The sequence below is a fragment of the Dyella koreensis genome, from assembly GCF_044904565.1.
Taxonomy (GTDB): Bacteria; Pseudomonadota; Gammaproteobacteria; order Xanthomonadales; family Rhodanobacteraceae; genus Dyella_D; species Dyella_D koreensis.
Genome location: NZ_JADIKD010000012.1, coordinates 1,447,096 through 1,473,493 on the forward strand (window position 1 = coordinate 1,447,096; position 26,398 = coordinate 1,473,493).

Annotated in this window: 30 protein-coding genes; 7 read left to right on the plus strand and 23 right to left on the minus strand. The window is 63.9% G+C overall.

Going from position 1 to position 26,398, the window contains the following annotated elements:
- Positions 1-15: 15 nt before the first annotated feature.
- The 9 genes from argC to ISS97_RS21570 all read right to left on the minus strand — a co-directional run bounded on the left by argC (position 16) and on the right by ISS97_RS21570 (position 8,184).
- On the minus strand, positions 16-969 hold the full coding sequence (gene argC / locus ISS97_RS21530) for an N-acetyl-gamma-glutamyl-phosphate reductase (RefSeq protein ID WP_379984127.1): 954 nt from the start codon (positions 967-969) through the stop codon (positions 16-18).
- Between the two features lie 4 nt (positions 970-973).
- Positions 974-2,239 (minus strand): acetylglutamate kinase, encoded by a 1,266-nt coding sequence (locus ISS97_RS21535; protein ID WP_379984665.1) that lies wholly within the window; start codon positions 2,237-2,239, stop codon positions 974-976.
- A gap of 37 nt (positions 2,240-2,276) precedes the next feature.
- Positions 2,277-3,377, minus strand: coding sequence for an acetylornithine deacetylase (locus ISS97_RS21540; RefSeq protein WP_379984126.1), 1,101 nt, complete (start codon positions 3,375-3,377; stop codon positions 2,277-2,279).
- 34 nt (positions 3,378-3,411) lie between these two features.
- On the minus strand, positions 3,412-3,852 hold the full coding sequence (locus ISS97_RS21545; protein WP_379984125.1) for a GNAT family N-acetyltransferase: 441 nt from the start codon (positions 3,850-3,852) through the stop codon (positions 3,412-3,414).
- Between the two features lie 14 nt (positions 3,853-3,866).
- On the minus strand, positions 3,867-5,069 hold the full coding sequence (locus ISS97_RS21550; RefSeq protein ID WP_379984124.1) for an argininosuccinate synthase: 1,203 nt from the start codon (positions 5,067-5,069) through the stop codon (positions 3,867-3,869).
- Positions 5,070-5,101: 32 nt separating this feature from the next.
- Positions 5,102-5,578 (minus strand): OsmC family protein, encoded by a 477-nt coding sequence (locus tag ISS97_RS21555; protein ID WP_379984123.1) that lies wholly within the window; start codon positions 5,576-5,578, stop codon positions 5,102-5,104.
- Entirely contained in the window at positions 5,568-6,200 is a 633-nt protein-coding gene (locus ISS97_RS21560; protein WP_379984122.1) for an FMN-binding negative transcriptional regulator, read from the minus strand. Before ISS97_RS21560 ends, ISS97_RS21555 begins: the two co-directional genes overlap by 11 nt.
- A 19-nt stretch (positions 6,201-6,219) precedes the next feature.
- The gene (locus ISS97_RS21565; protein WP_379984121.1) at positions 6,220-7,227 is read right to left on the minus strand and encodes an N-acetylornithine carbamoyltransferase; all 1,008 of its coding nucleotides are present in this window, start codon (positions 7,225-7,227) and stop codon (positions 6,220-6,222) included.
- A gap of 426 nt (positions 7,228-7,653) precedes the next feature.
- A complete protein-coding gene (locus tag ISS97_RS21570) occupies positions 7,654-8,184 on the minus strand; it encodes a glycine zipper 2TM domain-containing protein (RefSeq protein ID WP_090450564.1) in 531 nt (176 codons plus the stop codon).
- Between the two features lie 181 nt (positions 8,185-8,365).
- Between ISS97_RS21570 and cysS the strand changes: the two genes are divergently transcribed.
- The gene (cysS, locus tag ISS97_RS21575; RefSeq protein ID WP_379984120.1) at positions 8,366-9,748 is read left to right on the plus strand and encodes a cysteine--tRNA ligase; all 1,383 of its coding nucleotides are present in this window, start codon (positions 8,366-8,368) and stop codon (positions 9,746-9,748) included.
- A gap of 98 nt (positions 9,749-9,846) precedes the next feature.
- On the plus strand, positions 9,847-10,284 hold the full coding sequence (locus tag ISS97_RS21580) for a SufE family protein (RefSeq protein ID WP_379984119.1): 438 nt from the start codon (positions 9,847-9,849) through the stop codon (positions 10,282-10,284).
- Between the two features lie 66 nt (positions 10,285-10,350).
- Here the strand turns inward: ISS97_RS21580 and dksA are convergent, their stop codons facing one another.
- Entirely contained in the window at positions 10,351-11,454 is a 1,104-nt protein-coding gene (gene dksA / locus ISS97_RS21585; protein WP_379984118.1) for an RNA polymerase-binding protein DksA, read from the minus strand.
- A gap of 147 nt (positions 11,455-11,601) precedes the next feature.
- On the opposite strand from dksA, the gene yidD reads away from it, so the two are divergent.
- The 3 genes from yidD to ISS97_RS21600 are packed head-to-tail and all read left to right on the plus strand — an operon-like array spanning position 11,602 to position 13,980.
- Positions 11,602-11,841, plus strand: coding sequence for a membrane protein insertion efficiency factor YidD (gene yidD, locus ISS97_RS21590; protein WP_379984117.1), 240 nt, complete (start codon positions 11,602-11,604; stop codon positions 11,839-11,841).
- Entirely contained in the window at positions 11,831-13,168 is a 1,338-nt protein-coding gene (locus ISS97_RS21595; protein WP_379984116.1) for a dihydroorotase, read from the plus strand. The genes yidD and ISS97_RS21595 overlap by 11 nt, the downstream gene beginning before the upstream one ends.
- Positions 13,165-13,980, plus strand: coding sequence for a M23 family metallopeptidase (locus tag ISS97_RS21600; RefSeq protein ID WP_379984115.1), 816 nt, complete (start codon positions 13,165-13,167; stop codon positions 13,978-13,980). The genes ISS97_RS21595 and ISS97_RS21600 overlap by 4 nt, the downstream gene beginning before the upstream one ends.
- Positions 13,981-13,989: 9 nt before the next feature.
- Here ISS97_RS21600 and ISS97_RS21605 read toward each other — a convergent pair whose 3' ends face one another.
- The 9 genes from ISS97_RS21605 to efp all read right to left on the minus strand — a co-directional run bounded on the left by ISS97_RS21605 (position 13,990) and on the right by efp (position 20,876).
- Positions 13,990-14,427, minus strand: a complete 438-nt coding sequence (locus ISS97_RS21605) for a YbaY family lipoprotein (RefSeq protein WP_379984114.1) — start codon at positions 14,425-14,427, stop codon at positions 13,990-13,992.
- Between the two features lie 49 nt (positions 14,428-14,476).
- Positions 14,477-15,427 (minus strand): GTP cyclohydrolase FolE2, encoded by a 951-nt coding sequence (folE2, locus tag ISS97_RS21610; RefSeq protein ID WP_379984113.1) that lies wholly within the window; start codon positions 15,425-15,427, stop codon positions 14,477-14,479.
- A gap of 112 nt (positions 15,428-15,539) precedes the next feature.
- Positions 15,540-16,394 carry a squalene/phytoene synthase family protein gene (locus tag ISS97_RS21615; protein WP_379984112.1) on the minus strand — a complete coding sequence of 285 codons (855 nt, stop codon included), beginning with the start codon at positions 16,392-16,394 and terminating at the stop codon, positions 15,540-15,542.
- Entirely contained in the window at positions 16,391-17,068 is a 678-nt protein-coding gene (locus ISS97_RS21620) for an HAD family hydrolase (RefSeq protein ID WP_379984111.1), read from the minus strand. Before ISS97_RS21620 ends, ISS97_RS21615 begins: the two co-directional genes overlap by 4 nt.
- Positions 17,065-17,772 carry a bifunctional 2-polyprenyl-6-hydroxyphenol methylase/3-demethylubiquinol 3-O-methyltransferase UbiG gene (gene ubiG / locus ISS97_RS21625; protein ID WP_379984109.1) on the minus strand — a complete coding sequence of 236 codons (708 nt, stop codon included), beginning with the start codon at positions 17,770-17,772 and terminating at the stop codon, positions 17,065-17,067. Before ubiG ends, ISS97_RS21620 begins: the two co-directional genes overlap by 4 nt.
- Positions 17,773-17,815: 43 nt before the next feature.
- On the minus strand, positions 17,816-18,070 hold the full coding sequence (locus tag ISS97_RS21630; RefSeq protein WP_379984107.1) for a YciI family protein: 255 nt from the start codon (positions 18,068-18,070) through the stop codon (positions 17,816-17,818).
- Positions 18,067-19,419 (minus strand): TRZ/ATZ family hydrolase, encoded by a 1,353-nt coding sequence (locus tag ISS97_RS21635; protein ID WP_379984106.1) that lies wholly within the window; start codon positions 19,417-19,419, stop codon positions 18,067-18,069. The genes ISS97_RS21630 and ISS97_RS21635 overlap by 4 nt, the downstream gene beginning before the upstream one ends.
- Before the next feature lie 2 nt (positions 19,420-19,421).
- Entirely contained in the window at positions 19,422-20,225 is an 804-nt protein-coding gene (locus ISS97_RS21640) for a PA3715 family protein (RefSeq protein ID WP_379984105.1), read from the minus strand.
- 81 nt (positions 20,226-20,306) lie between these two features.
- Positions 20,307-20,876, minus strand: coding sequence for an elongation factor P (gene efp / locus ISS97_RS21645; protein WP_379984104.1), 570 nt, complete (start codon positions 20,874-20,876; stop codon positions 20,307-20,309).
- Between the two features lie 84 nt (positions 20,877-20,960).
- Between efp and epmB the strand changes: the two genes are divergently transcribed.
- Both epmB and ISS97_RS21655 read left to right on the plus strand, forming a co-directional pair.
- On the plus strand, positions 20,961-21,971 hold the full coding sequence (gene epmB / locus ISS97_RS21650) for an EF-P beta-lysylation protein EpmB (protein WP_379984103.1): 1,011 nt from the start codon (positions 20,961-20,963) through the stop codon (positions 21,969-21,971).
- Between the two features lie 144 nt (positions 21,972-22,115).
- Positions 22,116-24,173: an EAL domain-containing response regulator gene (locus tag ISS97_RS21655; RefSeq protein ID WP_379984102.1), complete on the plus strand. Its 2,058-nt coding sequence runs from the start codon at positions 22,116-22,118 to the stop codon at positions 24,171-24,173.
- A 138-nt stretch (positions 24,174-24,311) separates the two neighbouring features.
- On the opposite strand, the gene rplS is transcribed toward ISS97_RS21655, so the two are convergent.
- From rplS to rpsP, 4 genes are read right to left on the minus strand one after another with little or no spacing between them, the layout of a single operon-like run.
- A complete protein-coding gene (gene rplS / locus ISS97_RS21660) occupies positions 24,312-24,701 on the minus strand; it encodes a 50S ribosomal protein L19 (RefSeq protein ID WP_379984101.1) in 390 nt (129 codons plus the stop codon).
- A gap of 31 nt (positions 24,702-24,732) precedes the next feature.
- On the minus strand, positions 24,733-25,494 hold the full coding sequence (gene trmD, locus ISS97_RS21665) for a tRNA (guanosine(37)-N1)-methyltransferase TrmD (protein WP_379984100.1): 762 nt from the start codon (positions 25,492-25,494) through the stop codon (positions 24,733-24,735).
- A gap of 33 nt (positions 25,495-25,527) precedes the next feature.
- Positions 25,528-26,043 (minus strand): ribosome maturation factor RimM, encoded by a 516-nt coding sequence (gene rimM / locus ISS97_RS21670; protein ID WP_379984099.1) that lies wholly within the window; start codon positions 26,041-26,043, stop codon positions 25,528-25,530.
- Positions 26,044-26,045: 2 nt separating this feature from the next.
- Positions 26,046-26,300 carry a 30S ribosomal protein S16 gene (gene rpsP, locus ISS97_RS21675; protein ID WP_379984098.1) on the minus strand — a complete coding sequence of 85 codons (255 nt, stop codon included), beginning with the start codon at positions 26,298-26,300 and terminating at the stop codon, positions 26,046-26,048.
- Positions 26,301-26,398 lie beyond the last annotated feature (98 nt).

Sequence of the window (26,398 nt, forward strand, 5' to 3'; positions counted from 1 at the left end):
GGCGAGCGAATCACTTCAGAGCGGGATCGCGGTGAACTCATCCACGCCGATCGCGCGATTGATGTTCTGGATCGCCTGAGTGGCCGCGCCCTTGAGCAGATTGTCGAGCGTGGCGACCACCACGACCCGCTTGCCGTCCACCGACACCGCGAAGCCGCCGACTTCGGCGTGATGCTTGTGGGCGATACGGCTGACCCACGGCGCGTCGTCCAGCACCTTAACCAGCTTCTCGCCGTCGTAGGCATGGTGGAAGCGTGCCAGGACGTCTTCGCGCTTGATCGGACGCACCAGATAGAGATTGGTGGTTACGGTAAGGCCGCGGAAGTGCGGCGCCACGTGCGGCATGAATTCGACCGGCAGACCAAGATGACGGCTCGCTTCCTTCTCGTGCATGTGCCCGGTAAGCGAATACGGCATCAGGTTGTCGCGCAGTTTCTCGGGGTCGTTCTTGTCCGACGGCGTAGTGCCGGCGCCGGAGTAGCCCGACACGCCGAAGCTTACGGGCGGCGCGGCCAGCAGATCCTTCAGCGGAGCGATCGATAGCTGCACTGCGGTGGCATAGCAACCGGGATTGCTGATGCGCTTCTCGCCGCGCCACTTGTCGCGGGTCAACTCCGGCAAGCCGTAGTACCAGCGCTCGTCGAAACGGTAGTCGGCCGACAGGTCGAGGATCAACGTGTCGGGCTTCGCCGCGTCCAGCACCTCGACATAGGCCGCCGCCTTGCCGTTCGGCAGTGCGAGGATCACCACGTCGGCGCCCTGCGCGGCTACGCCCGCTGGATCAAAGCTGGCGTAGCGCAGTTCGCCGGTGTAGCCGTCGATATGCTCGGCCACACGCTGCCCGTCCAGTTCGCGCGACGAGACGAAGACCAGTTCCAGCGCTGGATGCGCCGCGATCAGGCGGATCAGCTCCGCGCCGGTATGACCGCGCGCGCCCACGATGCCGATGGTTTTCTTGGATGTGTTCATGAGGTCAGTCCACCAGGGTCGCCGGACGGGTGGCGCAATGCGCGACGCAACGCGCGATTTCGTCGAAATCCTTCAGGCCGTACCAGAACACTTTCCAGCGCTCTTGCTTGAAGCAGCCGTCGGACTCGGCGTAGTAGAAAATGTTGACCTGATTGCCGTGGCGCGAGCGCCAAAACAACTGCGGGTTCTCTTCGCGCATCACCTGCCACACCGCGCGGCCCAGGCCTTCACCCTGCGCGTCGTCCAGCACCGCGAACTTGTCGAGATAGGCCAGGCCTTCGTCCTTGGTCAGGATCATCGCGGCACGATAGTTTTCGCTGACGTAAATGCGATAGGGCTTGGTGCGTTCGAAGTAGTCCGGCACCACGGCACGGCCGAAGCTGGATTCGATCAGCTCGCGCATGCGGGCCTGATCGATGCCGTCCCACGATTCGAAACGCTGCACCTTTTCGCCACGGCGCACCAGGGTGCCGGAACCCTTGTGGGTGAACAGTTCCTTGGCCAGTTCGGCCGGCCGTGTGATCGACACCGACGAGGTCAGCGGCAGGCTCGACAGCAAGTCGGCGATCTGTTCGATCTTCACGCGCATGCCGCCATTGATCCACGGCTGCGCCATCAGGTGGTCGTATTCCGTGCTGAGGTTGATCGAATCGATCACCTTGCCCTGATCGTCCAGCAGGCCACCGGTGCCAGTGAGGAACACGATCTTGTACGGCTGCAGCACGCGTACCAGTTCGTTGGCGGCGAAGTCGGCGTTGATGTTGAGGATCTGCCCCTCCTCGGTCTCGCCCAGGCTGGCGATGACCGGAATGGAACCGGCACGCAGGCTGGCTTCGATCGGGGCGAGATTGATACTGCTCACTTTGCCGACCAGACCGTAAACATCGCGGTCCAGATAGGTGGAAGTGAACACGCCCGACGGCACCGAAGTGGCGCGGGTATCCATCGATTGCAGCGCTTCCACCAGACGCAGGTTCTGCTCCTGGAACACTTTGCGCACGATGGCCAGCGCCTTTGGCGACGTCACGCGCAGGCCGTTAACGGTCTGCTTCTCGATGCCTGCGGCCGACAGCTCTTCGTCCAGCTGCGGACCAGCGCCGTGCAGCACGATTGGCGTCAGGCCGACCTGCTGCAGGAAGGTCAGCGATGACGTCAGCGCAGGCAGATCGTCGCGCAACACCGCACCGCCGACCTTGACCACGGCAAAGCGCTTCGCGTCGAGCTGCGAAAAACGCTTGAGGTATTGCTGAATTTCCTTCGCGCTGCCCATGCTCGACAGCAGTCGAACGATGGTCTTGCGGGTGTGCTTATGCGCTTCCACGGTCAATGATCCGGCAAATGGTTTGTGCGTAATGGTCGAGCTGGTCCAGCGCCACCCATTCATCGGCGCTGTGCGCCTGAGCGATGTCGCCGGGGCCATAGACGAAGGAGATGTAACCGGCGGCGGAGAACAGTGCGGCTTCGGTCCAGAAGTTCACGGCATTGCCGACCGGGATGTTCAATTCGTCGGCCAGATCGCGCGCGGCCAGCCGGCGCGTTTCCGCCGTCGCCGTATCGCCCGCCGGCAGCGAGTCGCCGCGGAAGGTTTCGCCGTATTCCACCGGATGGGGTTCGACCAGGGTGCGGAAAGTTTCCAGCATCTGGTCGGCATCCATCGACGGCAGCGGACGGAAGCCGAAACGCACATCCGCCGTCGGTGCGATCACATTGGCCTTGATGCCGCCTTCGATCTTGCCGATGTTGAAGCGCAGGCCGGTGAGGCCGCCGAAGCGTTCATGCGATTGCGCCGCGACAAAATCCAGTGCCGCCGTGCCCCAGCGCACCGCCTGATGCAGGGCGCTGTCGGACGCCTTCTGTTCGCCCGAGGCATGGCCGGCCTTGCCGGTGAACCGCATCTGCACCGAATGGATCCCGCGATGCGCCAGCACAGCTTCGCCCTTGGTCGGCTCGGCGACGATCACCGCCTCGTAAACCGGCTTGTCTTTGAGGAACCCATCAATGCAGCGCGCATCGTTGGCTTCTTCGTCGGTCGACAACAACAGCGCCATGTCGCCTTTGGTGGCGTTGGCTACGGCGACCAGGGCCGCCGCCGCGCCCTTGATGTCGCATGCGCCCAGGCCGATCGCGCGATCGCCTTCGATCCGCAGGGTATGCGGGTCGGCAGTCCAGTGCGGTGAATCGGGCACGGTGTCCATGTGTACGTTGAACAAGTACTTCGGCTTGCCGCGAACGGCGTAGAGATTCACCGCACCCGCGCCGAAATCGGTCACGATTACTTCGAAGCCCGGCAGGTGTTCGCGCAGGTAGTCAAAAATGCCGCCGGTACCGATTTCGCGTGGCGGATTGCGCGTATCGAAGCCAACCAGGGCCCGAAGATGCTTCAGTGTTTCGTCGAGTAGTGCGCTCATGAGGTCCGTCTGTGGGATGGCGTAGTCGAAGTGATCATCGTCGGATGGCGGACGCATAGACGTCCGGCTTGTAAAGTTCCATCAGCGTCTCCGGCCGCTGCGGCGGGGTAAAACCGTGGCGTGCGTACAGCGCGTGGGCGTCGCCGGTGGCGAGGGTGAAGCGGCGCAGCCCCTGTAATTCAGGATGATCCAGCACCGCCTGTACCACTTGCTTGCCATAGCCATGGCCGCGGTACTCGGGAAGCACGAATACGTCGACCAGGTTAGCGAAGGTCGCGAAGTCGGAAATGACCCGCGCGAACGCGACCTGAGCCTTGCCGACAAAGCCGCCGAAGCACAGCGAGTGGTCGATCGACTTATGCACCAGCTCCAGCGGAATCCCCTTGGCCCAATACGTGTGAGTGGAAAGGAAATGATGGATCAGGGCGAGATCAAGCTCGCTCCGATCCGTACTGATGCGCAAATCGCCGCTCATCGCCGCGCTCCCGCTCAGGCCTTGCCGCTGCGGTTGATTTCCGCCCACAGCGTGCTGCTCATGCCGAACAGCTTGATGAAGCCCTCGGCCTCTTCCACGCCCCAGTCGGCCGACTGTGCGTAGGTGGCGCCCTTGGCGTTGAGGATATGCGGCGAGCGGATTTCCACGGCGGTGACCTGCGCGCCGGAGGTTTCCAGCACGACCTCACCGTTGACGCAGCTCTGGCTGGACGCGAGATAGGCCTCGAGGTCGGTTTTGATCGGGTCGTGGAAGAAGCCTTCGTAGACGACCTCCACCCACTTGCGTGCGACCTCGGGCTTGAAGCGGTTCTGCTGCTTGCTCAACACGGCTTCTTCCAGCGCGCGGTGTGCGGTGAGCAGCGAGATCAGGCCGGGGGCTTCATACACGATGCGGCCCTTCAGGCCGATAGTGGTGTCGCCGGTGTACATGCCACGGCCCACGCCGTAGGGCGCGAACAGCTCATTGAGCTTGGCCAGCAACTTGGCGCCCGGCAGCTTCTGGCCGTTGAGCGACACGGCTTCGCCCTTCTCGAAACCGATGGTCACCGACAGCTTTTCGGACGGCCATTCGGCGCGTGGCTTGCACCAGCCGCGCGCGCCCTCGCCCGGGGTCTTCCAGTGGTCGATCTCGCCACCGGAGAGCGTCACGCCCAGCAGGTTCTCGTTGATGGTGTAGCTCTTCTGCTTGGCGCGCACGTCGAAGCCGCGCTCTTCCAGATAAGCCTGCTCATAGGCGCGGGTCTGGGTGTGTTCCTTCTGGATCTCGCGGATGGGCGCCACGATTTCGTAATCGCCCAGCGCCTTCACGGCCAGGTCGAAACGCACCTGGTCGTTGCCCATGCCGGTGCAGCCGTGCGCGATGGCCTTGGTGCCCAGTTCGGCAGCGCGCTTGATCGCGGCGTCGACGATCAGATAGCGATCCGACACCAGCAACGGATACTGTCCCTGGTAACCCTCGCCCGCCTGCACAAACGGCTTGACGAAGCCTTCCCAGATCGCCGGGCCACCGTCCACGGTGACATGACTGGCCACGCCCAGTTCCTTCGCGCGCGCTTCGATGTAGGCGCGCTCTTCGGCATCGACACCGCCGGTATCGGCGAACACGGTATGCACGGCCCAGCCGCGCTCCTTCAGATAAGGCACGCAGAAACTGGTGTCGAGACCACCGGAGAAGGCGAGAACGATGTCTTTGCTCATGGCTTGCGAAATCCTGGGTATGAAATGAAAAGTCAGGCGGATGCAGTAACGATGCGCGGTTCGCAGCGCACCGGGAAATTCATGGAGTTGGCGATGAAGCAGGCGTGGTGCGCGTCTTCATGCACCGCCGAGGCTTTCGCGGCGTCGCTCTCCGCGGTGATGGTCACCAGCGGATGCAGTACGACTTCGGTGAAGCGGCCACCCTTGTCGTCGACCACCAGCAAACCTTCGGCCTGATCGACGTAGTCGGTCACCACCACGCCGGCGACAGCGGCCAGATGCAGGTACCACAGCATGTGGCAGCTCGACAGCGAGGCCACCAACATGTCCTCCGGATTGTGCTTGCTGCCGTCGCCGCGGAACGCAGCATCGGACGAGCCGGCAATCACCGGCTTGCCGGCAATACGTACTTCATGTTCGCGGCCGTAACCCTGGTAGGTACGGGTGCCGGTGCCGCGGTTGCCGGTCCACACCACTTCGACTGGATACCGGTGCTGGTCATGCGCCATCAGAGAACTCCTTGGTCTGGATCATCAGCTTGGCAAGATCGTGGTCGTGGCGGTGTGCGCGCTGACGCAGACCTTCGACGACACCAGAGCGATTGGCTGCCGGATGGTTCTGGCTGAGCTTGAACTTGCCTTCGATACGATCGATGGCGATTTCTAGGCCGACGATGGCCTTCAAGAGTTTGTCGGTATGGTCCGCCGGTGCGTCGGTCACTCGCCAGGGTTGAGGCTGCCCTGCTTCATGGTTGTCGGTCAGCCGGTGCAGCAGCGCGAGCAGCCACGCTTTGTCTTCGACGACGCGCAGACGGCCGTGTACGTGCACGACGGCGTAGTTCCACGTGGGCACTTCGCGGCCTGTTTCGTGCTTGCTCGGATACCAGTTGGGGCTGACGTAAGCATCCGGCCCCTGGAAGATCACCAGCACATCGGCACCATCGGCCTGAGCCAGTTCGTTGCCGCGCGCGACGTGACCGTGCAGGATGGTGTCGTCGATCAACTCCAACGGCAAGTGATTGGCGGCAAGACCGGCAGAAGCGCCGGTCACCACCGTGGCAAACGGATATTCGCGCATCAACGCCTGCAGGACGTCGTTGCGTGTTTCCTTGAATGACCGGGGCATGTACATGCGGCGGACTCTGTCCTGCTCAGCGCTGGCTGATGAGCGAAGCCATCACGGCCTTCTGCACGTGCAGACGGTTTTCGGCTTCATCGATGGCGATGCAGGCGGGCGAATCCATCACCGCATCCGTGGCCTTGATGTTCCGGCGCAGCGGCAGGCAATGACTGAAGAGGCCTTTATTGGTCAGCGCCATCTTCTGCTCGTCGACGATGAAGTGCTTGTGCGCGTCGCGGATAGGCTTCTCCTGCTCCCAGCGGCCGAAGAACGGCAATGCGCCCCAGCTCTTGGCGTAGACCACGTCGGCGCCGCTGTAGGCTTCCTCGATGTCGTGGCTGATCTTGAGCGAGCCGCCGTTCTCTTTGGCGTTCTGATAGCCGTAGGACATGTAGCGCTCGTCGAGCACGTAATCAGGCGTGGGACACAGCAGGGTCACGTCCATGCCGAGCTTGGTGGCGATCAATAGCGCCGAGTTGGCCACGGCGGTGTTGAGCGGCTTGGGGTGATAGGTCCAGGTGAGCACGTACTTCTTGTTCTGCAGATTGCCGAGGTGCTCTTTCATCGCCAATGCGTGGGCCAGTTCCTGACAGGGATGGGTGATGGTTTCCATGTTGATCACCGGCACCGTCGCGTACTGGGCGAAGGCCTTGATCACCTTGTCCTCGCGATCCACCGACCAGTCCTGGAACTTGGGGAAGGCACGCACAGCGATCAGGTCGACGTAGCGGCTGAGCACGCGCGCCACTTCGGCGATGTGCTCTTCGGTGTCGCCATCCATCACGCTGCCGACTTCGAACTCGATCGGCCATGCGTCCTTGCCGGGCGCCAGCACGATGGCGTGACCACCGAGATGGAAGGCGCCCAGCTCGAAGCTGGTGCGTGTGCGCATGGAAGGATTGAAGAACAGCAGCGCCACTGATTTGCCGGCCAGCTGCTGACCGCGCGGGGAGCGCTTGAATTCAGCCGCCTGCGCGAGCAGACCCTCGATCTCGGCGCGGCTGTAATCCTGGGTGGTAAGGAAATGGCGAAGCGTCATGACGTGGTGCCTTTGAATGTCCAATCCGAAACGAAGAGCCCCGCAGTGCGCGACCACCCGCAGGCGGCGAGAACCTAAGGACAGCTACCCGGCCATGCCGGTCCAACCGAAAACCTGAAACCGAAAACAAAAAAACCCGGCGCGATGGCCGGGTCTTTGTCGTCGATACACATGAAATGCGTGCGACAGCCTACCCGGCCGAATGTCGGACCAGCGGTCGGCGCGCACGCGACGTCATGCCAGCGGCCATGCGGGCGCTGGTGAGTACGGTAGCGGTATAGACGGCTGCGGACATGAGGGTTCCGGACAGGTGAGCGCGCATCATGACGGGATTTCCGCTGCCGTGCAACATGGGGCCGGCGACCGCACAAAAAGAACCGCCGCCCGAAGGCGGCGGCGGGTTGGACTCCCCACGACAGGTCCGGCTCAGTCGGCCGGGGCCACGCTGACCCGTACACGCAGGCGCTCGCCCGGGTCGTAGTTCAGCCGCGACACATAGACCTCGCCGCGGTAACGGTATTCCACGTCATAACCCATGATGCGGCGCTGCTCGCTGACGGCAGCCACCTGGCGACAGCGGGTCTCGGTGGATTCGTACTCGCCACCGCCGCTGCGCGACACGCTGTTGCCGACCGCACCGCCGGCTACCGCGCCAGCCACCGTCGCCGCCTTGCGCCCGTCGCCCTTGCCGACCGTGCTACCCAGCACGCCACCGACCACGGCACCCAGGATGGTGCCAGCCGCGCTACCGGTACCCGGATCGCGGCGGACCACTTGCTGGTCGTAGCACTCCTGGCGCGGCACTTCAGTGCGCGAGACGCCGTAGACCGGGTCCACGCGCAGCACATCGGCCCAGCCATAGTGGGTATTGTCGTCATTGGGGTAACGCGCATCCTGCGCACCGACGCTGGCGGCTGCGAGACTCAGCACCAGCGCGGGGAAAAACAACTTGGTCATCGCGACCTCTCCAGCGGGGGGCTTCGGGCGCTTCTTTGCGCTTATGTGAATTCCAACAAAACCACTCTGAATCCACCCTTAGAATAACCAGGTCCCAGCGACCCTGCTTACACCTTGTTAAGATGCCCGGCTGGCCTGCGCCCTGCCCGTGCGGCCTTCCACCGGACCGGAACCCTCGTCGATGCCGATTTCGCTCTACAACAGCCTCACCCGCCGCACCGAACCGTTCGCCCCGCGCGACCCGCAGCGGGTGACCATGTATGTGTGCGGCCCGACGGTCTACAACTACGTGCACATCGGCAATGCGCGCGGCCCGGTGGTGTTCGACGTGCTCGCCAACCTGCTGCGGCGGCATTACCCGGAGCTGATCTACGCCCGCAACATCACCGACGTGGACGACAAGATCAACAACGCGGCCAAGCAGCTTGGCTGCGAGATCGGCGCCATCACCGAGCGCTACACCGCCGCATATCGCGAGGATATGGCCGGCTTGGGCATCGCCCCGCCGGACATCGAGCCGAAGGCCACCGCGCACATCAGTCAGATCATTGCGATGATCGAGAACCTGATCGCCAGTGGCCATGCTTATGCCGCTGAGGGGCACGTGCTGTTTCAGGTATCGACCTTCTCGGAGTACGGCGCCCTGTCCGGCCGCGACACCGAGGAATTGATCGCCGGTGCCCGCGTAGAAGTGGCCCCGTACAAAAGGAACCCCGGCGACTTTGTGCTGTGGAAGCCTTCCACACCCGACCTGCCCGGCTGGGACAGCCCCTGGGGCATTGGCCGACCGGGCTGGCATATCGAGTGCTCGGCCATGTGCGAGGCGCACCTGGGCGAGACCATCGACATCCACGCGGGTGGCGTGGATTTGCAGTTCCCGCACCATGAGAACGAAATCGCCCAGTCCACCTGCGCCCACGGCGGCAAGACCTTCGCGCGCTGGTGGCTGCACAACGGCATGCTGACCTTCGATGGACGCAAGATGTCCAAGTCGCTGGGCAACGTGCTGCATGTCCACGAGCTGCTCAAGCAGCACCCACCGGAAGCCCTGCGACTGGTGCTGCTGCGCGGTCATTACCGTCAGCCGCTGGACTGGTCCGACGCCGCCATCACCCAGGCGGTAAGCACACTGGATGGCTGGTACCGCGTGCTGCGCGATCTGGCCCACGTCGATCTGCCGGAAGCCCCCTTGCCGGTGCCGCCGACTATCGAAGCGGCGCTGTGCGACGACCTCAACACGCCCCAGGCCCTGGCCGAGCTGTCGCAGCTCGCCGATGCCGCGCGGCAGGCTGACGCCGATGCGCAACGCCAGGCCAAGGCCGCCCTGCTCGGCGGCGGCGCATTGCTGGGCCTGCTGCAACAGGACCCCGAGACCTGGTTCAAGCAGGCCGGAGCCACCGAAGTCGATGCAGCCCATGTCGAGCATTTGCTGGAAGAGCGCCGCGCCGCCCGCGCCGCCCGTGACTTCAAGCGCGCCGATGCGATTCGCGACGAACTGACCGCGCTTGGCGTGGTGATCGAGGATGGCGCGCAAGGCACGCGCTGGAGCGTGGCGAAGGGCTGAACCCACTTCGGCACGCGCGGTAGGAGCGCACCCTGTGCGCGAACACCACGCGATCGCCCGCGCGGTGAGCTCCTCCAAAACGCGCGATAATGCGTGATATGAACGCTATCGCCCCATCCAGCGCCGAGCAGGCGCAGCAAGACATCGTTGACGAATTCGCCTTCTTCGGCGACTGGACCGAGCGCTACCAGTACCTGATCGACCTCGGCAAGCAACTGCCTGACTTCCCGGAAGACCTGAAGACCGAGGCACACCGCGTCCACGGCTGCCAGTCGATGGTCTGGCTGGTGCCGAGCGGCGACGCCTCGAAGATGCATTTCGCCGCGATCAGCGACTCAGCCATCGTGTCGGGCCTGATCGCCCTGGTACTGCGGGTGTATTCGGACCGCTCCGCCCGCGAGATCGTATCGACCGAGCCGCGCTTTATCGAAGCCATCGGCCTGGCCAAGCACCTGTCGCCAACCCGCTCCAACGGCCTGGCCGCCATGCTGGCCAAGCTGAAGGCGTACGCTGCCGCCACGCTGGCAGAAGCCTGAGCCGTCGCCAAAAACAAAACCCCGCGCATGGCGGGGCTTTGTCACAACGAGTGCGAACGTCAGCGATCAGTCGCCCATCTGCTTCTGCAGATGCTCGCGACGCTCCTGCGCATCCAGCGACAGGGTAGCGATCGGCCGCGCTTCGAGGCGCTCCACGCCGATTTCCTCGTCGGTTTCCTCGCAGTAACCGTAGCGGCCTTCCTCGATCCGGCGCAGGGCCTTGTCGATCTTGGAGATCAGCTTGCGGTAACGGTCGCGGGTGCGCAGCTCCAGCGAGTTTTCGGTTTCGCGGGTGGCACGTTCGGCTTCATCGCCGACATCGCGTACCTCATCGCGCAGGTTTTCCATCGTCTGGCGCGACTCTTCAACCAGCTGATCGCGCCAATCGCGCAGCTTGTTGCGGAAGAAGGCCAGCTGACGCGGGTTCATGTACTCCTCGTCGTTCGAGGGGCGGTAGCCCTTCGGCAGATCGATGGAGGTGGTGGAAGGCAGGGCGTAGCGCCCGTCTTCCTTGGTGATGCCATTGTCGAGTACGGCTGCGGAACTATTCATCGAGGACTGCGGGGTCTTCTGTTTTTTGGAAGAGGTATGACGGGCGGTGGCGGTGGCCACGCGCGGGGGCGTCACGGCGACGGCGCTCGCTACTTTGCCCATCAGAGGCGCGGCAGCGGGCTTCGGTGGTGCGGTGCTGGCGGCCGCTGCTGCCGGCTTGGTGGCCGGCTGAACCGGCGCGGCCTTGGCGGCGACCACTTTCTGCGGTTTCTTGGCCGGCGCGGCCACAGGCTTGGGCGCCGGCTTTACAGCCGTTTTCACGGCAACTTTCTTGGCCACCGGCTTGCTGACCGGCGCGGCTTTCTTCGGCTGCGGCTTGGCAACGGCCTTCTTGACCGGAGCGGCGCGCTTGGCGACGGGCGTGGCCGCTTTCTTGGCGACCGGCTTCTTGACGACGGCTTTCTTCGCAGCGGCTTTCTTGACCACGGCCTTCTTCGCGACAACGGCCTTCTTGACCGGCGCAGATTTGGCCGCGGCCTTCTTGGCTACCTTGGAAGCGGTACCCTTTATAGCCTTAACCGCTACTTTCGACTTGCTGGTCTTGACATCTTTGGCCGTGGACGCAGCTTTTCCTTTCTGCGCTTTGGCCGCGGTCGAACTACGCGTCGTTTTCGCCATTTCCCTTCACCATTTTGGCCTTGGCGGCGGGGTGTTATAGCCCATGAGCCTTACACCGGCAACCATGCATCTGGAATACTTGCAGCCTACCCATGCCGCAAGCTGTTTCGGCAGCGTAAAACCCAGGTGACACGACTCATACTTTTCATGCTCGGGTTCTACAAGCGCTGGCTAAGCCCTTTGCTGGGTCAACGCTGCCGTTTTCACCCCAGCTGCTCCGATTATGCACGGATTGCTGTTGCACGCTTTGGTCCGTGGCGGGGCGCCATACTGACAGGTTGGCGGCTGCTGCGCTGCCAGCCGCTGTGCGCGGGCGGCGAGGATCCGGTGCCCGAGCAATTCTCTTTCCGCCGCTGCCGTACCCACGAGGAACCCCATGTCCACTGACTGGCTGATCAAGAACGCCGAACTGGTCAACGAAGGCCGTCGCTTCCACGCCGACCTGCGCGTCAGGCAGGGCCGTATCGAAACCATCGCCGGCAACCTTGACGCCCGCCCCGGCGAGCAGGTGATCGATGCCAGCGGCTTGTGGCTGCTGCCAGGGATGATCGACGACCAGGTCCATTTCCGCGAGCCGGGGCTGACCCACAAGGCGGACATCGCCTCCGAATCGCGCGCCTGCGCGGCGGGCGGCATCACCAGCTTCATGGAAATGCCCAACACCAAGCCGCCGGCACTGGACCGCGACACGCTGGAAGCCAAGTACGCCCGCGCGGCCAAGACCTCGGCGGTCAACTACGCCTTCTATATGGGTGCGAGCAACGACAACCTCGAAGCGATCCGCTCGCTCGATCCACTGGCGGCACCGGGCATCAAGGTGTTCATGGGCGCATCCACCGGCAACATGCTGGTGGACAACCCCGAGGTGCTCGACGGCATCTTCCGCGACGCCCCCACCCCGATCATCACGCATTGCGAAGACACGCCGATGATCGACGCGCTGCATGCCAAGGCGCGCGTGAAGTACGGCGACCATATTCCGCCCAGCGAGCACCCGCTGATCCGCTCTCGCGAGGCCTGCATCAAATCCACGCGCCTGGCGATCTCACTGGCGCAGAAACATGGCACCCGCCTGCACGTGCTGCACATTTCCACCGCGGACGAGCTGGCGCTGTTCCAGCCCGGCCCGATCAAGGGCAAGAAGATCACCGCGGAAACCTGCGTGCACTTCCTGCATTTCGATGACCGCGACTATGAGCGGCTCGGCTTTCTGATCAAGTGCAACCCGGCGATCAAGACCGCCGCCGACCGTGAGGCGATCATCCGCGCGCTGGCCGACGGGCGCATCGACGTGCTCGCCACCGACCATGCACCGCATCTGCTGGAAGAGAAGGCGCAGCTCTACGACAAGGCCCCCTCCGGCCTGCCGCTGGTGCAGTTTGCCCTGCAGGCGGCACTGCAGCGCGTATTCGAAGGCCAGCTGACGCTGGAGCGGGTGGTGGAGGCGGTGACCCACGCCCCCGCAACGCTGTTCGATGTGAAGGAACGCGGCTATCTGCGCGAAGGCTATGCGGCCGACCTCGTGTTGGTCGATCCGAAGAAGCCACATACCGTGCGCCGCGAGGAAGTGCTGTCCAAGTGCGGCTGGTCGCCATTCGAAGGCGTTACATTTGATAGCTCGATTGTCGCCACCTTCGTCAACGGCGAGCGTGTATGGGACGGCACGTCGATCAACGATGCGGTACGCGGCCAGCGGCTGGCCTTCGATCGATGACAGGTACGAGGCGCGCGTTAGCGCTGCTCGTGCTGTCGTTGAGCTCCCTGCCCGCGCTGTCTGCCGATTTGCCCACCAGCATTTCGCAAGGCGGCCTGGTGGTTGCGACGCTGCCGGGCGTTACCCAGGCCAGCATCGGCGGCAAGCCCGTACGCGTCGGCGATGACGGTACTCTGGTGTTCGGCGCCGGTCGCGATGAAACCGGGCCACTAACCGTCAACCTTGCGTACCGGGATGGCCGGCGCGAAACCGTGCGCATCGCTGTCACGCCACGGGATTGGCCGATCGAGCGCGTCAATGGCGTGCCGCCCAAGACGGTGAATCCACCGCCCGCGCTCGCCGAGCGTATCCGCCGCGAGCAGGCCGAAGTGACGGCGGCGCGACATCGCGACGACAGCCGGGAAGATTTTCTTTCCGGCTTTATCTGGCCAGTGCAGGGACGCATCAGCGGGCGCTTCGGCAATCAGCGCATCTACAACGGCGACCCGAAGGCGCCACATTCAGGCATGGATATCGCCGTGCCCACCGGCACGCCGGTCAAGGCGCCGGCGGCGGGTGTGGTGACGTTCGCAAAACCCGATCTGTATCTCACCGGCGGCACGGTGCTGCTCGATCACGGCTTCGGGCTCAGCTCCAACTTCCTCCACCTTTCACGCCTGGATGTGAAAGTCGGTCAGCGCGTGCGCCAGGGCGAGGTGATCGGTGCGGCTGGCATGACTGGGCGTGCTACTGGGCCGCATGTGCACTGGGGTTTCAACTGGTTCGGAACACGACTGGATCCACTGCTGCTGCCAGGCATACGCACGCCCTGACGCCGTCGCTCAGGGTACGGCTTTCAGGCGCACACGTACCGGCCCTTGCTCACCCGAACGACCCAGCACACTGACGCGCTCGTCGCTGATGGCAAGCAGGCGGTCACCTTGTTGCAAGCGCGCCGATACGGCGAAATCGACACCCTGGGCCAGATCGCCCGGGTCATAGACGAGTTGAAAATCCACCGGCGAAACACCGACCGGCGCAATGCGCTCCTTCGCAATCACACGAGCCGGCGCATCCTGGCGACTGACGTCCGACAGGCTTACCTCAAGCACCGCGTCGGCCGGCACGGCCTGCGGCAGGTCGTAAACCACGATACCGGTCAGCGAACGCACCAGCGCTTGCGAGACGGGCGCCGGCTTGGATGTCTTGCCATGCGGCCACCAGCCGCAGCCGGAGACGAGAAGTACGGCGGCGACGGGAAGCCATTTAAGTAAGCGCATGAGCCGTTCCTTGCGATGGAACCGCATCCTAACAGGCGCGACGTTCCGGTCAGCAGCGCTTGTCACCGTAGCCGCCGGGCACGCCCTTGCTGGCATAGGCCACAGCGTCGTGCGGATGCAGGCTTTCCTGATGTTCCACACGAATATGGAAGTCGCTCAGCCGCGCGTCGACGTCGAGCGCCTTTTGAATGCGTCGAGCAGCGTCTTCGCAGAACATCAGATTGCTGCCGTTGGCCAGCGCAAAGGCCTGCTCATCTTCGCGCTTCACCGCTGTCTGCACGGGTGTGCCGAGTGCGTGCTCCACCTCATCGATCAATGCGATCAGATCGAACTTCGCATCCTTTGTCATGCGTACACGCAACCGCGCCACACTGCGCTGCGCATGCGGCGTGGCCACGATGCCGCGCTCGGTGCCGAGCCAGGCCAGTACGGCGGCGTGATCGATGGGCTTGCCTGCATCGAAATCCTTGGCGAACTGATCCTGGATCAGCTGGCGCGACAACGCCGCCGAAGCCGGACAGGTCGAGGAATAAACCACTTCGGTGCCGAACTCCAGCAGGAATTCCTCGCCGACCAGACTGGCCTCGATACACACCGGATAAGCACGCCAGCCACTGTTGCCACTACGCAGCGCAGGACGCCGCACCAGATGCTCGAAGCGGATGCTCAGGCAGGCGCGATCAGATAGATCTTTGTGTGAGTCGAGAAAACCGCGCAGCAGCGTGTGCAATGACTCCGCACTCAACGTCTGCGCACTCAATGCCTGCTCGACCTGCAGATAAAGCCGCGACATATGGATGCCGCGCTTGTCCGGCCGGTTCAGATTGACGAAGGCGCCGACTCGCGCACTGGCGCGCTGTACATCGCCGTCGCCAGCATCGAAACGCACCGGCACCTCGATACCGTCCATGCCGACCCAATCGAGCGCACCGGCCAGATGCGGCTGCGCGTGGACGGCAACGTCGGGAAGAAGACGGGCAGTGTTTTCCTGGGCGTACATGGGTGAATCCTGTGACTTGCCAGCGATGGGGCGCTGCGAGATTTCCTAATCTTGGGGCATGGCCCCCGGGTCGCAATAGTGGCGCGGCGGAAACGCTGCGTCCGCCCAGGCGTCAACCGGCCTGACGCCGCCATGCGCGGGCGGCGCGCCAGGCTCGCCAGACGGTACCTGGGCCGCTGCGGGACTGCCCCTTGCGCAGTTCGGCTAGTGGATCGGCCGCCTTATGGGCTTGTTGCGCAAGGCCGCGCGCGCCCGACGACTCCAGGCTACGAAACACGCTCAGCGGCCCCGGCAAGCGGTCCGCATCGCGCCAGGCGCCCTGCAGATCACCCAACTGGGCCTGGATCGCCTGCTCGCGTGCCGCACCCGGCGCACGCAGATCGGCGCGACTGAGGCCAAAACGCGCCATGCGCGCCATCGGCAGGGAGAGACGATCGCGCTCGGCATCCTCTTCGAGCCGCAGCAGGGCATAAAACAGATGTGCCAGCGTGGCCACGCGCGCGGCGCGTTCGGATGACGCACCTTCGCCGTACCACCATGCGGTTTCCAGCTCAGCCAATGCGCCGTGCAGAGGTGCACCGGCCGCCAGCTGCGCGGCGAAATCGGCAGCGGTGCCCTGCTCGAGCTGCGCCATCGCGGCCAGCACCGGTGCCAGCCAGCGTTCGTTCGAGATCGCGTGCGCTCGCTCGTCGTCGAACAGCACCTGGGTCAGCGGATGCCGGCCGCCGCTGGCCGCCGCACCGGAAAGCTCCTCCGCCCACCAATTCAGCTTGGCCGCCGCCACCTGCGGCTCTTGAATGCCATAGGCGGCGGAAAGCAGTTCCTGCTCCAGCGCGGCCAACGCGATGTGCCCCGGATAGTGCGCCGCATCGACAAAGGCCAGCGCGATACGCTGCCGCGGCTGCACCGCCAGCCATTTGTCGACGTAGCTCTGCCATGCCACGCCTGCTTCTTGCGTTGAACTCATGCCATTACCGGCCGGCGCAATAGCGCGGTGAGCTGGGCCGGTGTATCCAGTACCAGGTCGGCATGCCACTGGTGTGGATCGCCGCCGTCGAGATAGCCCCAGTTCGCTGCCACCGTATAAAGACCCGCTGCCGCACCGGCCTGCACATCACGGCGATCGTCGCCGACGAACAGGCAACGCGAAGGCTCCAACCCTGCCTGCTCGCAGGCGAGCAACACCGGGGCTGGATCGGGCTTCTTCACCGGCAGGGTATCGCCCGATACCACTGCACCAGCACGTACTGCCCAGCCGATCTGCTCCACCAATTCATCGGTGAGGAAGCCCGGCTTGTTGGTGACGATGCCCCAGCGCATGCCTTGCGCTTCGATCAGCGCCAGCAATTCGTCGACACCATCGAAGGCGCGCGTCTGCTGCGCCATCACGTCCTGATAGAGCTCGAGATAGCGCGGCACCAGCGCCAGCCGGCCCGCTTCGTCGCGGTCTGCGAAACCGCAAGACAGGATCGCGCGCGATCCGCGCGAAACCACTTCGCGCACCGGTGCAAACTCGGGCCTGGCGACACCCTCTTCCTCGCACAGCATGACAAGGGCGGTGTAGAGATCGACGGCGCTGTCCAGCAAGGTGCCATCCAGGTCGAACAGCACGCCCTGGATGTTTTCGGGCAACGGATTCATGCCGGCTTACGTGCGCACAGCACGTAGTTGATGGCAGTGATGCGGCTCAACCAGGCCTTGCGGCTCACCGGGTTGTAGCCAAGGCCGGAAACGTCTTCCAGTTCCAGGCCCGCATGACGCAGCAGGCGCCCCAGCTCGGATGGCTTGAGAAACTGCGAGTAGTGATGGGTGCCGCGCGGCAGCATGCGGGTGATGTATTCGGCGCCAAGAATCGCTGCGCCAAACGCCGCCGGCGTGCGATTGATGGTCGACATGAAGACCAGGCCGCCCGGCTTCACCATCGCCGCGAGATCCTCAACCAGCGCGGCTGGATCGGGCACATGCTCGATCAGCTCCATGCAGCACACCGCATCAAAGCTTGCCGGTTCCGTTGCCGCCAGCTCGGCGGACGACTGCACGCGATAGTCCACCTGCAGATCCGACTCGTGCAGATGCAGGCGCGCCACATCGATCACCTTGTCGCCCAGATCGATGCCGGTGACGTGCGAGCCAGCGCGCGCTAGCGCCTCGCTGAGCAACCCACCGCCGCACCCCACGTCGGCCACTTTGGCACCACGCAGATCGACCCGCGCGGCGATATAGCCGGCGCGCACCGGATTCAGATCGTGCAACGGGCGCGATTCGCCGTTGGGATCCCACCAACGCGACGCCAGCTTGCCGAAGCGGGCGATCTCGTCGGGGCTTACGTTACTGGCAGCCTGCATCATAAATTCCTCTTGCGCATGGCATTTCGACCAAGCGCGTAGCTTAACGCGCCTGCCATTCGTACACGGTGATATCCCAGCCGCCGCTGGTATGGGCCGGATCGCTGTGCGCGATGCGCAGCGCTTCATCGAAATTTTCGGCAAACAATAGGTAGGCACCACCGGATTTGTCACTGAACGGCCCGGACATCTCCAGCTTTCCGCCGGCTCGCAGCCCTTCAAGAAAATCCTTGTGAGGCTGCACCATTGCTGGGTCGTAATGCGGCCGGCGCATCACCAGGATCAAATAGCGGTTCATGCAGTCACCGGCTCCGGCGCATCAATGGCCGCAATGCGCTCGCGCCACGCATGCGTACGCGCGAGGATGCCATCCGTATCCATATCCACCAGCACGCGACTGGCGAGCTTGCGTGCGCCGGCGATCCACACATCGGTCACCTGATGGCGGCCGGTGGCGTACACCAGCTGCGAGGCGACGTGGAACAGTGGCTGCGTTTCCAGATCGGACAGCCGCACGGCGGCAAAGTCGGCCTGCTTGCCCGGCTCGATGGAACCGATCTTCGCGTCCAGCCCCATCGCACGCGCGCCGTTGAACGTGGCGGCGCGCAAGGCATACGCGGCGTCGAACGCCGCGGCATCATTTGCTACCGCCTTCGCCAGCATTGCGGCCGTGCGCATTTCACCGAACATGTCCAGATCATTGTTGGACGCGCAGCCGTCCGTACCAATCGCCACGTTCACGCCGGCCTTGCGCAGCTTCTCGGCAGGGCAGAAACCGGAAGCGAGCTTGAGATTCGACTCCGGGCAATGCGCCACCGACACGCCGGCTTCGGCGCATGCCGCGATCTCGCCATCGGTCATCTGGGTCATGTGCACCGCGATCAGGCGATCGTTGACCAAGCCCAGCTTCTGCAAACGCTGGAACGGGCGCAGCCCGCTCTTCTTCTTTTCTTCCTCCACCTCATGCTCGGTTTCGTGCGTATGCAGGTGCACCGGAATATCCAGCTGGTCGGCCAGCACGCGAATGCGCTCGAAGCTCTGGTCCGACACCGTGTACGGCGCATGCGGCGCGAACGCCGTGCTGACCAACGCATCGCCACGGAAGCTGTCATGCACTTCGGCGGCGCGCTCGAAATACTCGTCCTGGCTCTTGGCCCAGGCGGTGGGAAACTCGATCACCGGCAGGCCGACCACGGCACGAAAGCCCAGGCGCCGATAGGTCGCACCGATCACGTCCGGAAAAAAATAGTTTTCGTTGGCGCAGGTGGTACCGCCGCGCAGCATCTCGGCTACCGCCAGCTCTACACCGTCGCGCACAAATTCCGGCCCGATCACCTTGGCCTCGGCCGGCCAAATATGCTGCTGCAACCACACCATCAGCGGCAGGTCGTCGGCGAGACCGCGCAGCAGCGTCATCGGATTGTGGGTATGACAGTTGATCAGGCCGGGAATCAGTGCGTGCTCACCGAGTTCCACGCGTTCGCGCGGAGTATAGGTGGCTCGTGCTTCAGCGATCGGCAGCAGCGCCACGATGGCTCCCTTGTCTACCGCCACGGCATGATGGTCCAGGACTACGCCGTGCGGCTCGACGGGGATAACCCAGCGCGCCTCTATGAGAAGGTCGATGTCGGTGCGGCCGGAGTTCATTGCTACCTCGCTGAATCGGGATACCAGAAGTTACGGAACATATCGGAGCCGTATGACTTCCCATCGTACTTGAGCACGGTCCGGGCGGTTCGCTTGCCCGTATCCGCGTATTCGTTGTTCTTGCGCTGCGTCTGCGTGATATGCGCGGTGATCGAAAGATCGGCGAAGCCGTGGCTCGAGGTCTTCTCTACCGCAATCGTCATGTGTGCCGACTCGCTGCGCGCATCGCCCGTGCCGGCGCCGCAAGCCGTGCCCTCCACACTGGTCCAGCCTTCGAGGTTGGTGCCCATGACAGCGTGCAGACGGTTTCCCTCGCGAATCCACAGAGTGAGCTCGTTTTCGGCGCTGGCATCCGGGCAGCTCGCTCCGCGGGCACTGCTGGTGAACACGACACCGAAAGCACGGACGTCAGGAGACAGCCGATAAGGCGCCGTATCGATGCGATAGCTGCCGACCACGGTAGCCGCGTCTTCTTCAACTACGGAGCGATCGGCGGCAACCACCTTGCCCGCCTCGACCAGTGCAATCACCTGCGCCTTGCTTCCGCTGTCGCCACCCGGTCCCTCATGGTTCGTGTCGAATGCGATGGCTGCGATCGTGGTGCCGGGCGCGTTGGGCACGGCCTTGCACGCCGCGGCCGCGACCAGTCCGCCCTGCTCGTCCCAGGAAACCAGCTTGCCCTTGATTCCGGCCCAACGGGCGACCGCTGCGATGGTGCCGTCGTCGCAGGGCTGAGCGTCGTCGGCATAGGCCAGCGGCGCGACAGCCAGGGCGAGCAAGGGAATGAAGGGGAGAATCCTGCGCATGAGACGGCATTCCTTGTGTCCGATAAAGAAAACGGCACGGCGCCCCAGAGGTCGCCGTGCCGCTCGATACTGCGCGCGACCTTACTTGCCGACGCGGCTGACGTACTCGCCCGTGCGGGTGTCGACCTTGATCATTTCGTCGGTGGTGACGAACAGCGGCACGCGCACCACAGCGCCCGTCTCCAGCGTGGCCGGCTTGCCGCCGCCGCCGGAGGTGTCGCCGCGCAGGCCCGGGTCGGTCTCGGTGATCTTCAGCTCGACGAAATTCGGCGGCTGCACGGCGATGATTTCGCCGTTGAACAGCGTGACCACGCACTCTTCCTCGCCCTTGAGCCACTTGGCGGCGTCGCCCATGCCGACTTTGTTGGCCTGGTGCTGCTCGAAGGTCTCCTGCTGCATGAAGTGCCAGTATTCGCCATCGGAGTACAGGAACTGCATGTCGGTATCGACCACGTCGGCGACTTCGAACGAGTCGCTCGACTTCATCGTCTGCTCGGTGGTGCGTCCGTTCTTCAGGTTGCGGATGAAGATACGGGTAAAGGCCTGCCCCTTGCCGGGTTTGATGAAGTCCGCGTCGGTGATCACCCAAGGGTCATTGTTGTGAAGGATCTTCATACCCTTCTTGACGTCGTTCAGACCGGCGGTGGCCATGCGCTTTGTGCTCCAGATGTGACGCCGCCGGCGGGCGGCTAGAATAGGAAGTTGCCGGGCCTTTGGCCCGATTTAAGACCCCCTATGATAACCGCAAGCCCCATCGCCCGCCTATCACCGCCCGGGGCCAACTGGCGCCAGCTCTGGCGCGAATCGGTCACCGATGCCCGCGAACTGCTGCTGATGCTCCAGCTGGGGCATCTGGCCGACCGCCTCCCCGCCAGCGACGCAGGTTTCGCGCTGCGCGTGCCGCGTGGCTTCGCGGCGCGCATGCGGCCCGGTGATCCACGCGACCCGTTGCTGTTGCAGGTACTGCCGCAGCTGGCCGAGCTGGACGAAGCCGAGGGTTTCACCCGGGACGCCGTGGGCGACATGGCCTCGCGATCGGCACAGGGCGTACTGCACAAATACCAGGGCCGCGCGCTGTTGATTGCCAGCGGCAGCTGCGCCATCAACTGCCGCTACTGCTTCCGCCGGCATTTCCCTTATGGCGATGAGATGGCGGCGGCGGGCCAGTGGCGGAAGGCGCTGGAGCACGTGGGCCAGGATCCGTCCATCAGCGAACTGATCCTGTCCGGCGGTGACCCGCTTTCGCTAGCCACGGGCAAGCTGGAGGAGCTGAGCCGTGGACTGGCTGCGATTCCACACGTCACGCGCTTGCGTATTCACACCCGACTGCCGGTAGTGCTGCCGGAACGTGTCGATGGCGCGTTCCAGGACTGGCTGGCCTCCCTGCCTCTGCAGAAGGTGGTGGTGTTGCACGCCAACCATGCCAATGAATTCGACCCCGCTGTGGACGACGCCTGCGTTCGCCTGCGCGAAGCCGGCGCGACCGCGCTCAACCAATCGGTCTTGCTGCGCGGGATCAATGACAACGCCGACACGCTGGAGGCACTTTCCGAGCGCCTGTTTGCAGCCGGGGTGCTGCCCTATTACCTGCACCAGCTCGATCGCGTGCAGGGCGCGGCGCACTTCGAAGTGAGCGACGAGCGCGCGCTGGACTTGCTGGAATCCCTGCGCCATCGCCTGCCCGGCTACCTGGTGCCCAAGCTGGTGCGTGAAGTGGGTGGCGACGCCTCCAAGCGGCCGCTCTAGGGAAAGCTCGGACTACGATGAGCGGCGCGTCACTCTAGGGATATTTCCGCTGGCGGTTGTCATCGGAATCCGTTAAAACCCCTGAGCGGTGCTGCTCGCGCATACGCGGTGCCGGCACTGCTCGTTTTTGGGGGAAAGCGCAACGTGCCAACGAAGACAGACCTCGTCATCAAGATCCTTTTCATCGAAAAGTCGGTCGAAGACGCAGAACAAATCATCAGCTTGCTGCGCAACAACGGCATTGCCGTGCGGCCCGCGCGCGCCACCAGTGCGGAGCAGGTGCAGGCCGCGCTCGATGAACTGGGGCCGGATATCGTGCTGTTCGATCCCTCGATCGGCTCACTGGATCTGCCGCAAGTGGTGCACCTCCTGGACGCACACGGCCGCGACATGTCGCTGATCGCACTGGTATCCCAGGCGGACAACGCCAGCGTTGCCGACCTGTTTGCGGGCGGTGTCCGCAGCATCGGCCTGCGCCCCCAGCCGCGGCAGCTTATGGCAGTGATCCAGCGTGAGTACGAATCGCTCAACACCCGCCGCCAGCTGCGCCGCCTGGAAACCGCACTACGCGAATCGGAGCGCCGCTGCGACGCGCTGCTCGACTCCTCTACCGACGCTATCGCGTATGTTCACGAAGGCATGCACGTGCGCGCGAACCAGGCTTACCTGGATACGTTCGGCTACCACGAATTCGACGACCTGCTCGGCCTGCCGGTGCTGGACATGATCGGCTCCACCGATGCAGACGAATTCAAGGCCACCCTCAAGAGCCTCTCGCGTGGAGAGAAGCTGGCCAACCGGCTGGAGCTGCAGGCGCGCCGTGCGGATGCCAGCAGTTTCAAGGCCACCGTTGAATTTACCCATGCGACATTCGAGGGGGAGCCCTGCCTGCAGATCGTGTTCCGCCGCCAGCAGGTGGACCCGGCGATGCTTGAGCAGTTGCAGCGCGACCCGGTCACCGGCCTGTTCAATCGTGCGCGCATGCTCGAATGCATTGACCAGGCAGTGGCCGCCGCGACCGAAGGCACCAAGGGCCAGTCGCTGCTGCTGATCGAACCCGATAACTGGCAGACCATCGTCTCCGGCATCGGCCTGGGCAAGGCTGACGAACTGCTGGCGGCTTTCGCTGCGCGCATCAATGCCCTGCTGGGCCTGGAAGATACCGCCGGCCTGCTTGCCGAACACACCGTCGGCGTGATCCTGCATTCGCGTAACGACGAAGGCATCAAGGAGTGGATCTCCAATCTGCAGGCGAGCATCGCCAATGGCATCTTCGACGTCGGCGCCCGCTCGCTCACCGTCGCCGCCAGCATCGGCGGCAGCCTGCTTGGCGAGAAGAACGCGAATACCGAGCTGTTGCTGGATCAAGCTAACCAGGCCCTGCGCAACGCACAGAGCCAGGGCGGTAACCGCAGTGACTTGCACGACCCTTCCGCACGCGAGAAAGCCGATGCGGAGCGCGAACGCTACTGGCTGGATCTGCTGAAGCAGGCGCTGAGCCAGGACAACTTCGTGCTGTACCACCAGCACACCATCAGCCTGCAGGACGCCGAGGGCGAATTCTCTGAAATCCTGCTGCGTCTCGATGGACCCCAAGGCGAAGTGTTGCCCGGCTTCTTTATGCCGATCGCCGAGAAGTACAACCTCACTCCGGCCATCGATCGCTGGGTACTCAACCAGACCATCCAGGCACTCGCGGCACGCGAGCGGTTTGGCTCTCCGACCACCTTCTTCGTCAAGCTCACCGCCGGCTCGCTGCAGGACGATCAGTTGCTGCCGTGGCTGGGAGCGCGCCTCAAGCAGGCAAACCTCAAGCATGGCCGCATGGTGCTGGAGATGACCGAGAGCAAGGTGGTCACCTCGCTGCGCCCGGCTCAGGAGTTCGTGCGTGCGTGGAAACAACTGGGCGGCCAGTTTGCACTGGAGCAGTTCGGCTCCGGCCTCAACTCGTTCCAGTTGCTCAACCACATCGACGCGGACTATCTGAAGATCGACCGCAGCTATATGGCCAACCTGCCGCAGCAGCCGGAGAGCCAGAAGAAAGTGGCCGAACTGTGTCGCCAGGCGCGTGAGATCAATCGACTGACGATTGCCGAATGGGTGGAGGACGCAGCCAGTACGTCGCTGCTGTTCGCCTGCGGCGTCGACTTCGTGCAGGGCAATTTCCTGCAGGAGCCGCAGCGGCTGCTCATCACACCGTAAGAGCCACCCTCTACGCGAAAGCCCCGCCACAGCAGGGCCATGCCTCGAACAAGCAGGACCCAGCTTGAACACCCGGAAACAAAAACCCCGCGGATTCCGCGGGGTTTTTGTTGCAAGCCTTGAAGACCTGGCGCCGAATTACTTGGCGGCAGCAGCAGCCTTCGCCTTGTTGGCGGCGACAGCGGCGACGTCTTCCTTGATGCGGGCCGCCTTGCCTTCCAGACCACGCAGGTAGTACAGCTTGGCGCCGCGCACCTTGCCCTTGCGCTTCACCTGGACCGAATCGATGGCCGGGCTGTGCGCCTGGAACACGCGCTCCACGCCGGTGCCGTGCGAGATCTTGCGCACGGTGAAGGCCGAATGCAGGCCACGGCTGCGCTTGGCGATGACGATGCCCTCGAACGCCTGGACGCGCTCGCGGTTACCTTCCTTCACCTTCACGTTGACCACCACGGTGTCGCCAGGGCCGAATTCCGGCAGCTGGCGGGTGATCTGCTCGGCTTCGAACTGTTCGATGATCTTGTTCATGGCAACACCTGTTTGATTTCAATTGCTGCGGTCACTGTTCGGCCGCATCGTTTTGCCGCGTATGCTCGCGACGGAATTCATCCAACAACGCCCGGGATTCCGCATCCAGCGTGCGTTGCACCAAGAGATCCGGACGTCGCAGCCAGGTCCGTCCCAGGGCTTGCTTGAGGCGCCAACGGCGAATCGCCGCATGGTCACCGGAAAGCAATACCTCCGGCACATCACCCAGTGCGTCACGCACCGGTTTCGCATAGTGCGGACAGTCCAGCAACCCGTCCGAAAACGAATCCTGCTGGGCCGACTGCGCGTCGTTCAGTGCGCCCTCCTGCAAGCGGCCCACGGCATCGATGATCACCGCGGCACCCAGCTCGCCACCGGACAGCACATAATCGCCGATCGACAGCTCTTCGTCGACCTCGTGCGTCAGCAAACGCTCGTCCACACCTTCGTAACGCCCACAAAGCAGAGCGATGCGCGGCAACTTCGCCAGCGCTTCTACCCTGCCCTGCGTCAGCCGCGCGCCTTGCGGGCTGAGGTAAATCACATGCACCGGTTCCGATGCCGCTTCACGTACCGCCTTGAGGGCCGCGCGCAAAGGCTCGATCAGCATCACCATCCCGGGTCCGCCGCCGCAGGTGCGGCCGTCCACGGTGCGGTAATTGTCAGTGGCGTAGTCGCGCGGGTTCCAGGTTTCCACCTGTAGCAGCTCGCGCTGCTGGGCGCGCCCAACGACACCGACGGCGGCACACTGGCGCACGAAGTCGGGAAAAAGCGTAACGACGTCGAAGCGCATGATCCTCAAACTCCAGCTGCGGCGTAACCGCCGTCAGAATTCAGGATCCCAGTCCACCACCATGCGCCCGCCGGACAGATCCACCGAACGCACGTAAGAACCCTGGACGAAGGGAATCAGCCGCTCTCGCTCGCCGTCCCTCACTACCACGACGTCGTTGGCCCCGGTGGCGAACACATGAGTGACCCGCCCCAACACCACGTTGTCGATGGTGACGACCTCAAGACCCTCGAGATCGACCCAGTAATACTCATCCTTGCCGGGAGGCGGCAACTGCTCGCGGGAGACGTATATGTCCTGCCCCACCAGCGCCGCTGCCGTTTCACGATCTTCCACCCCGGGCAGATAGGCGACGATGCCTTTGCCCTGCGTGCGACCCTTGACTCCCTTGATCTCCGTTTCCGTACCCGGCGCCGCACTGAGCAGCCAGGGCTGGTAGCGGAAGATCTGCATGCGGGGCTCGGTCCAGGATTCGACCTTGAGCCAGCCCTGCACGCCGTACAGCCCGACGATGCGTCCGACCAGGACGCGCCGACCGGCTGCCGTCATACTCAGGCAGCCTGCTGCTTGCCGGCTTCCTTCACCAGGGCGGCGACCTTGTCGCTCAGCTGGGCACCCTTGGACACCCATTCCTGGACGCGGGCGACGTTCAGCTCAAGGCGCTTGTCCTTGCCCGAAGCCACCGGGTTGTAGAAGCCCACGTTCTCGATGTTGCGACCGTCACGCGCGCTGCGCGAGTCGGTGACGATGACGTGGTAGAACGGACGGCCCTTGGCGCCGCCGCGCGAAAGACGAATCTTGACCATAAGTAAAAGCTCCAGAATTGCCGGAAGCGCCGGCAGCACGCCCGAGCACGGGCGCGGTAAACGCGGCATTTTAACCAAATTTGAGGAAAAGGGAATAG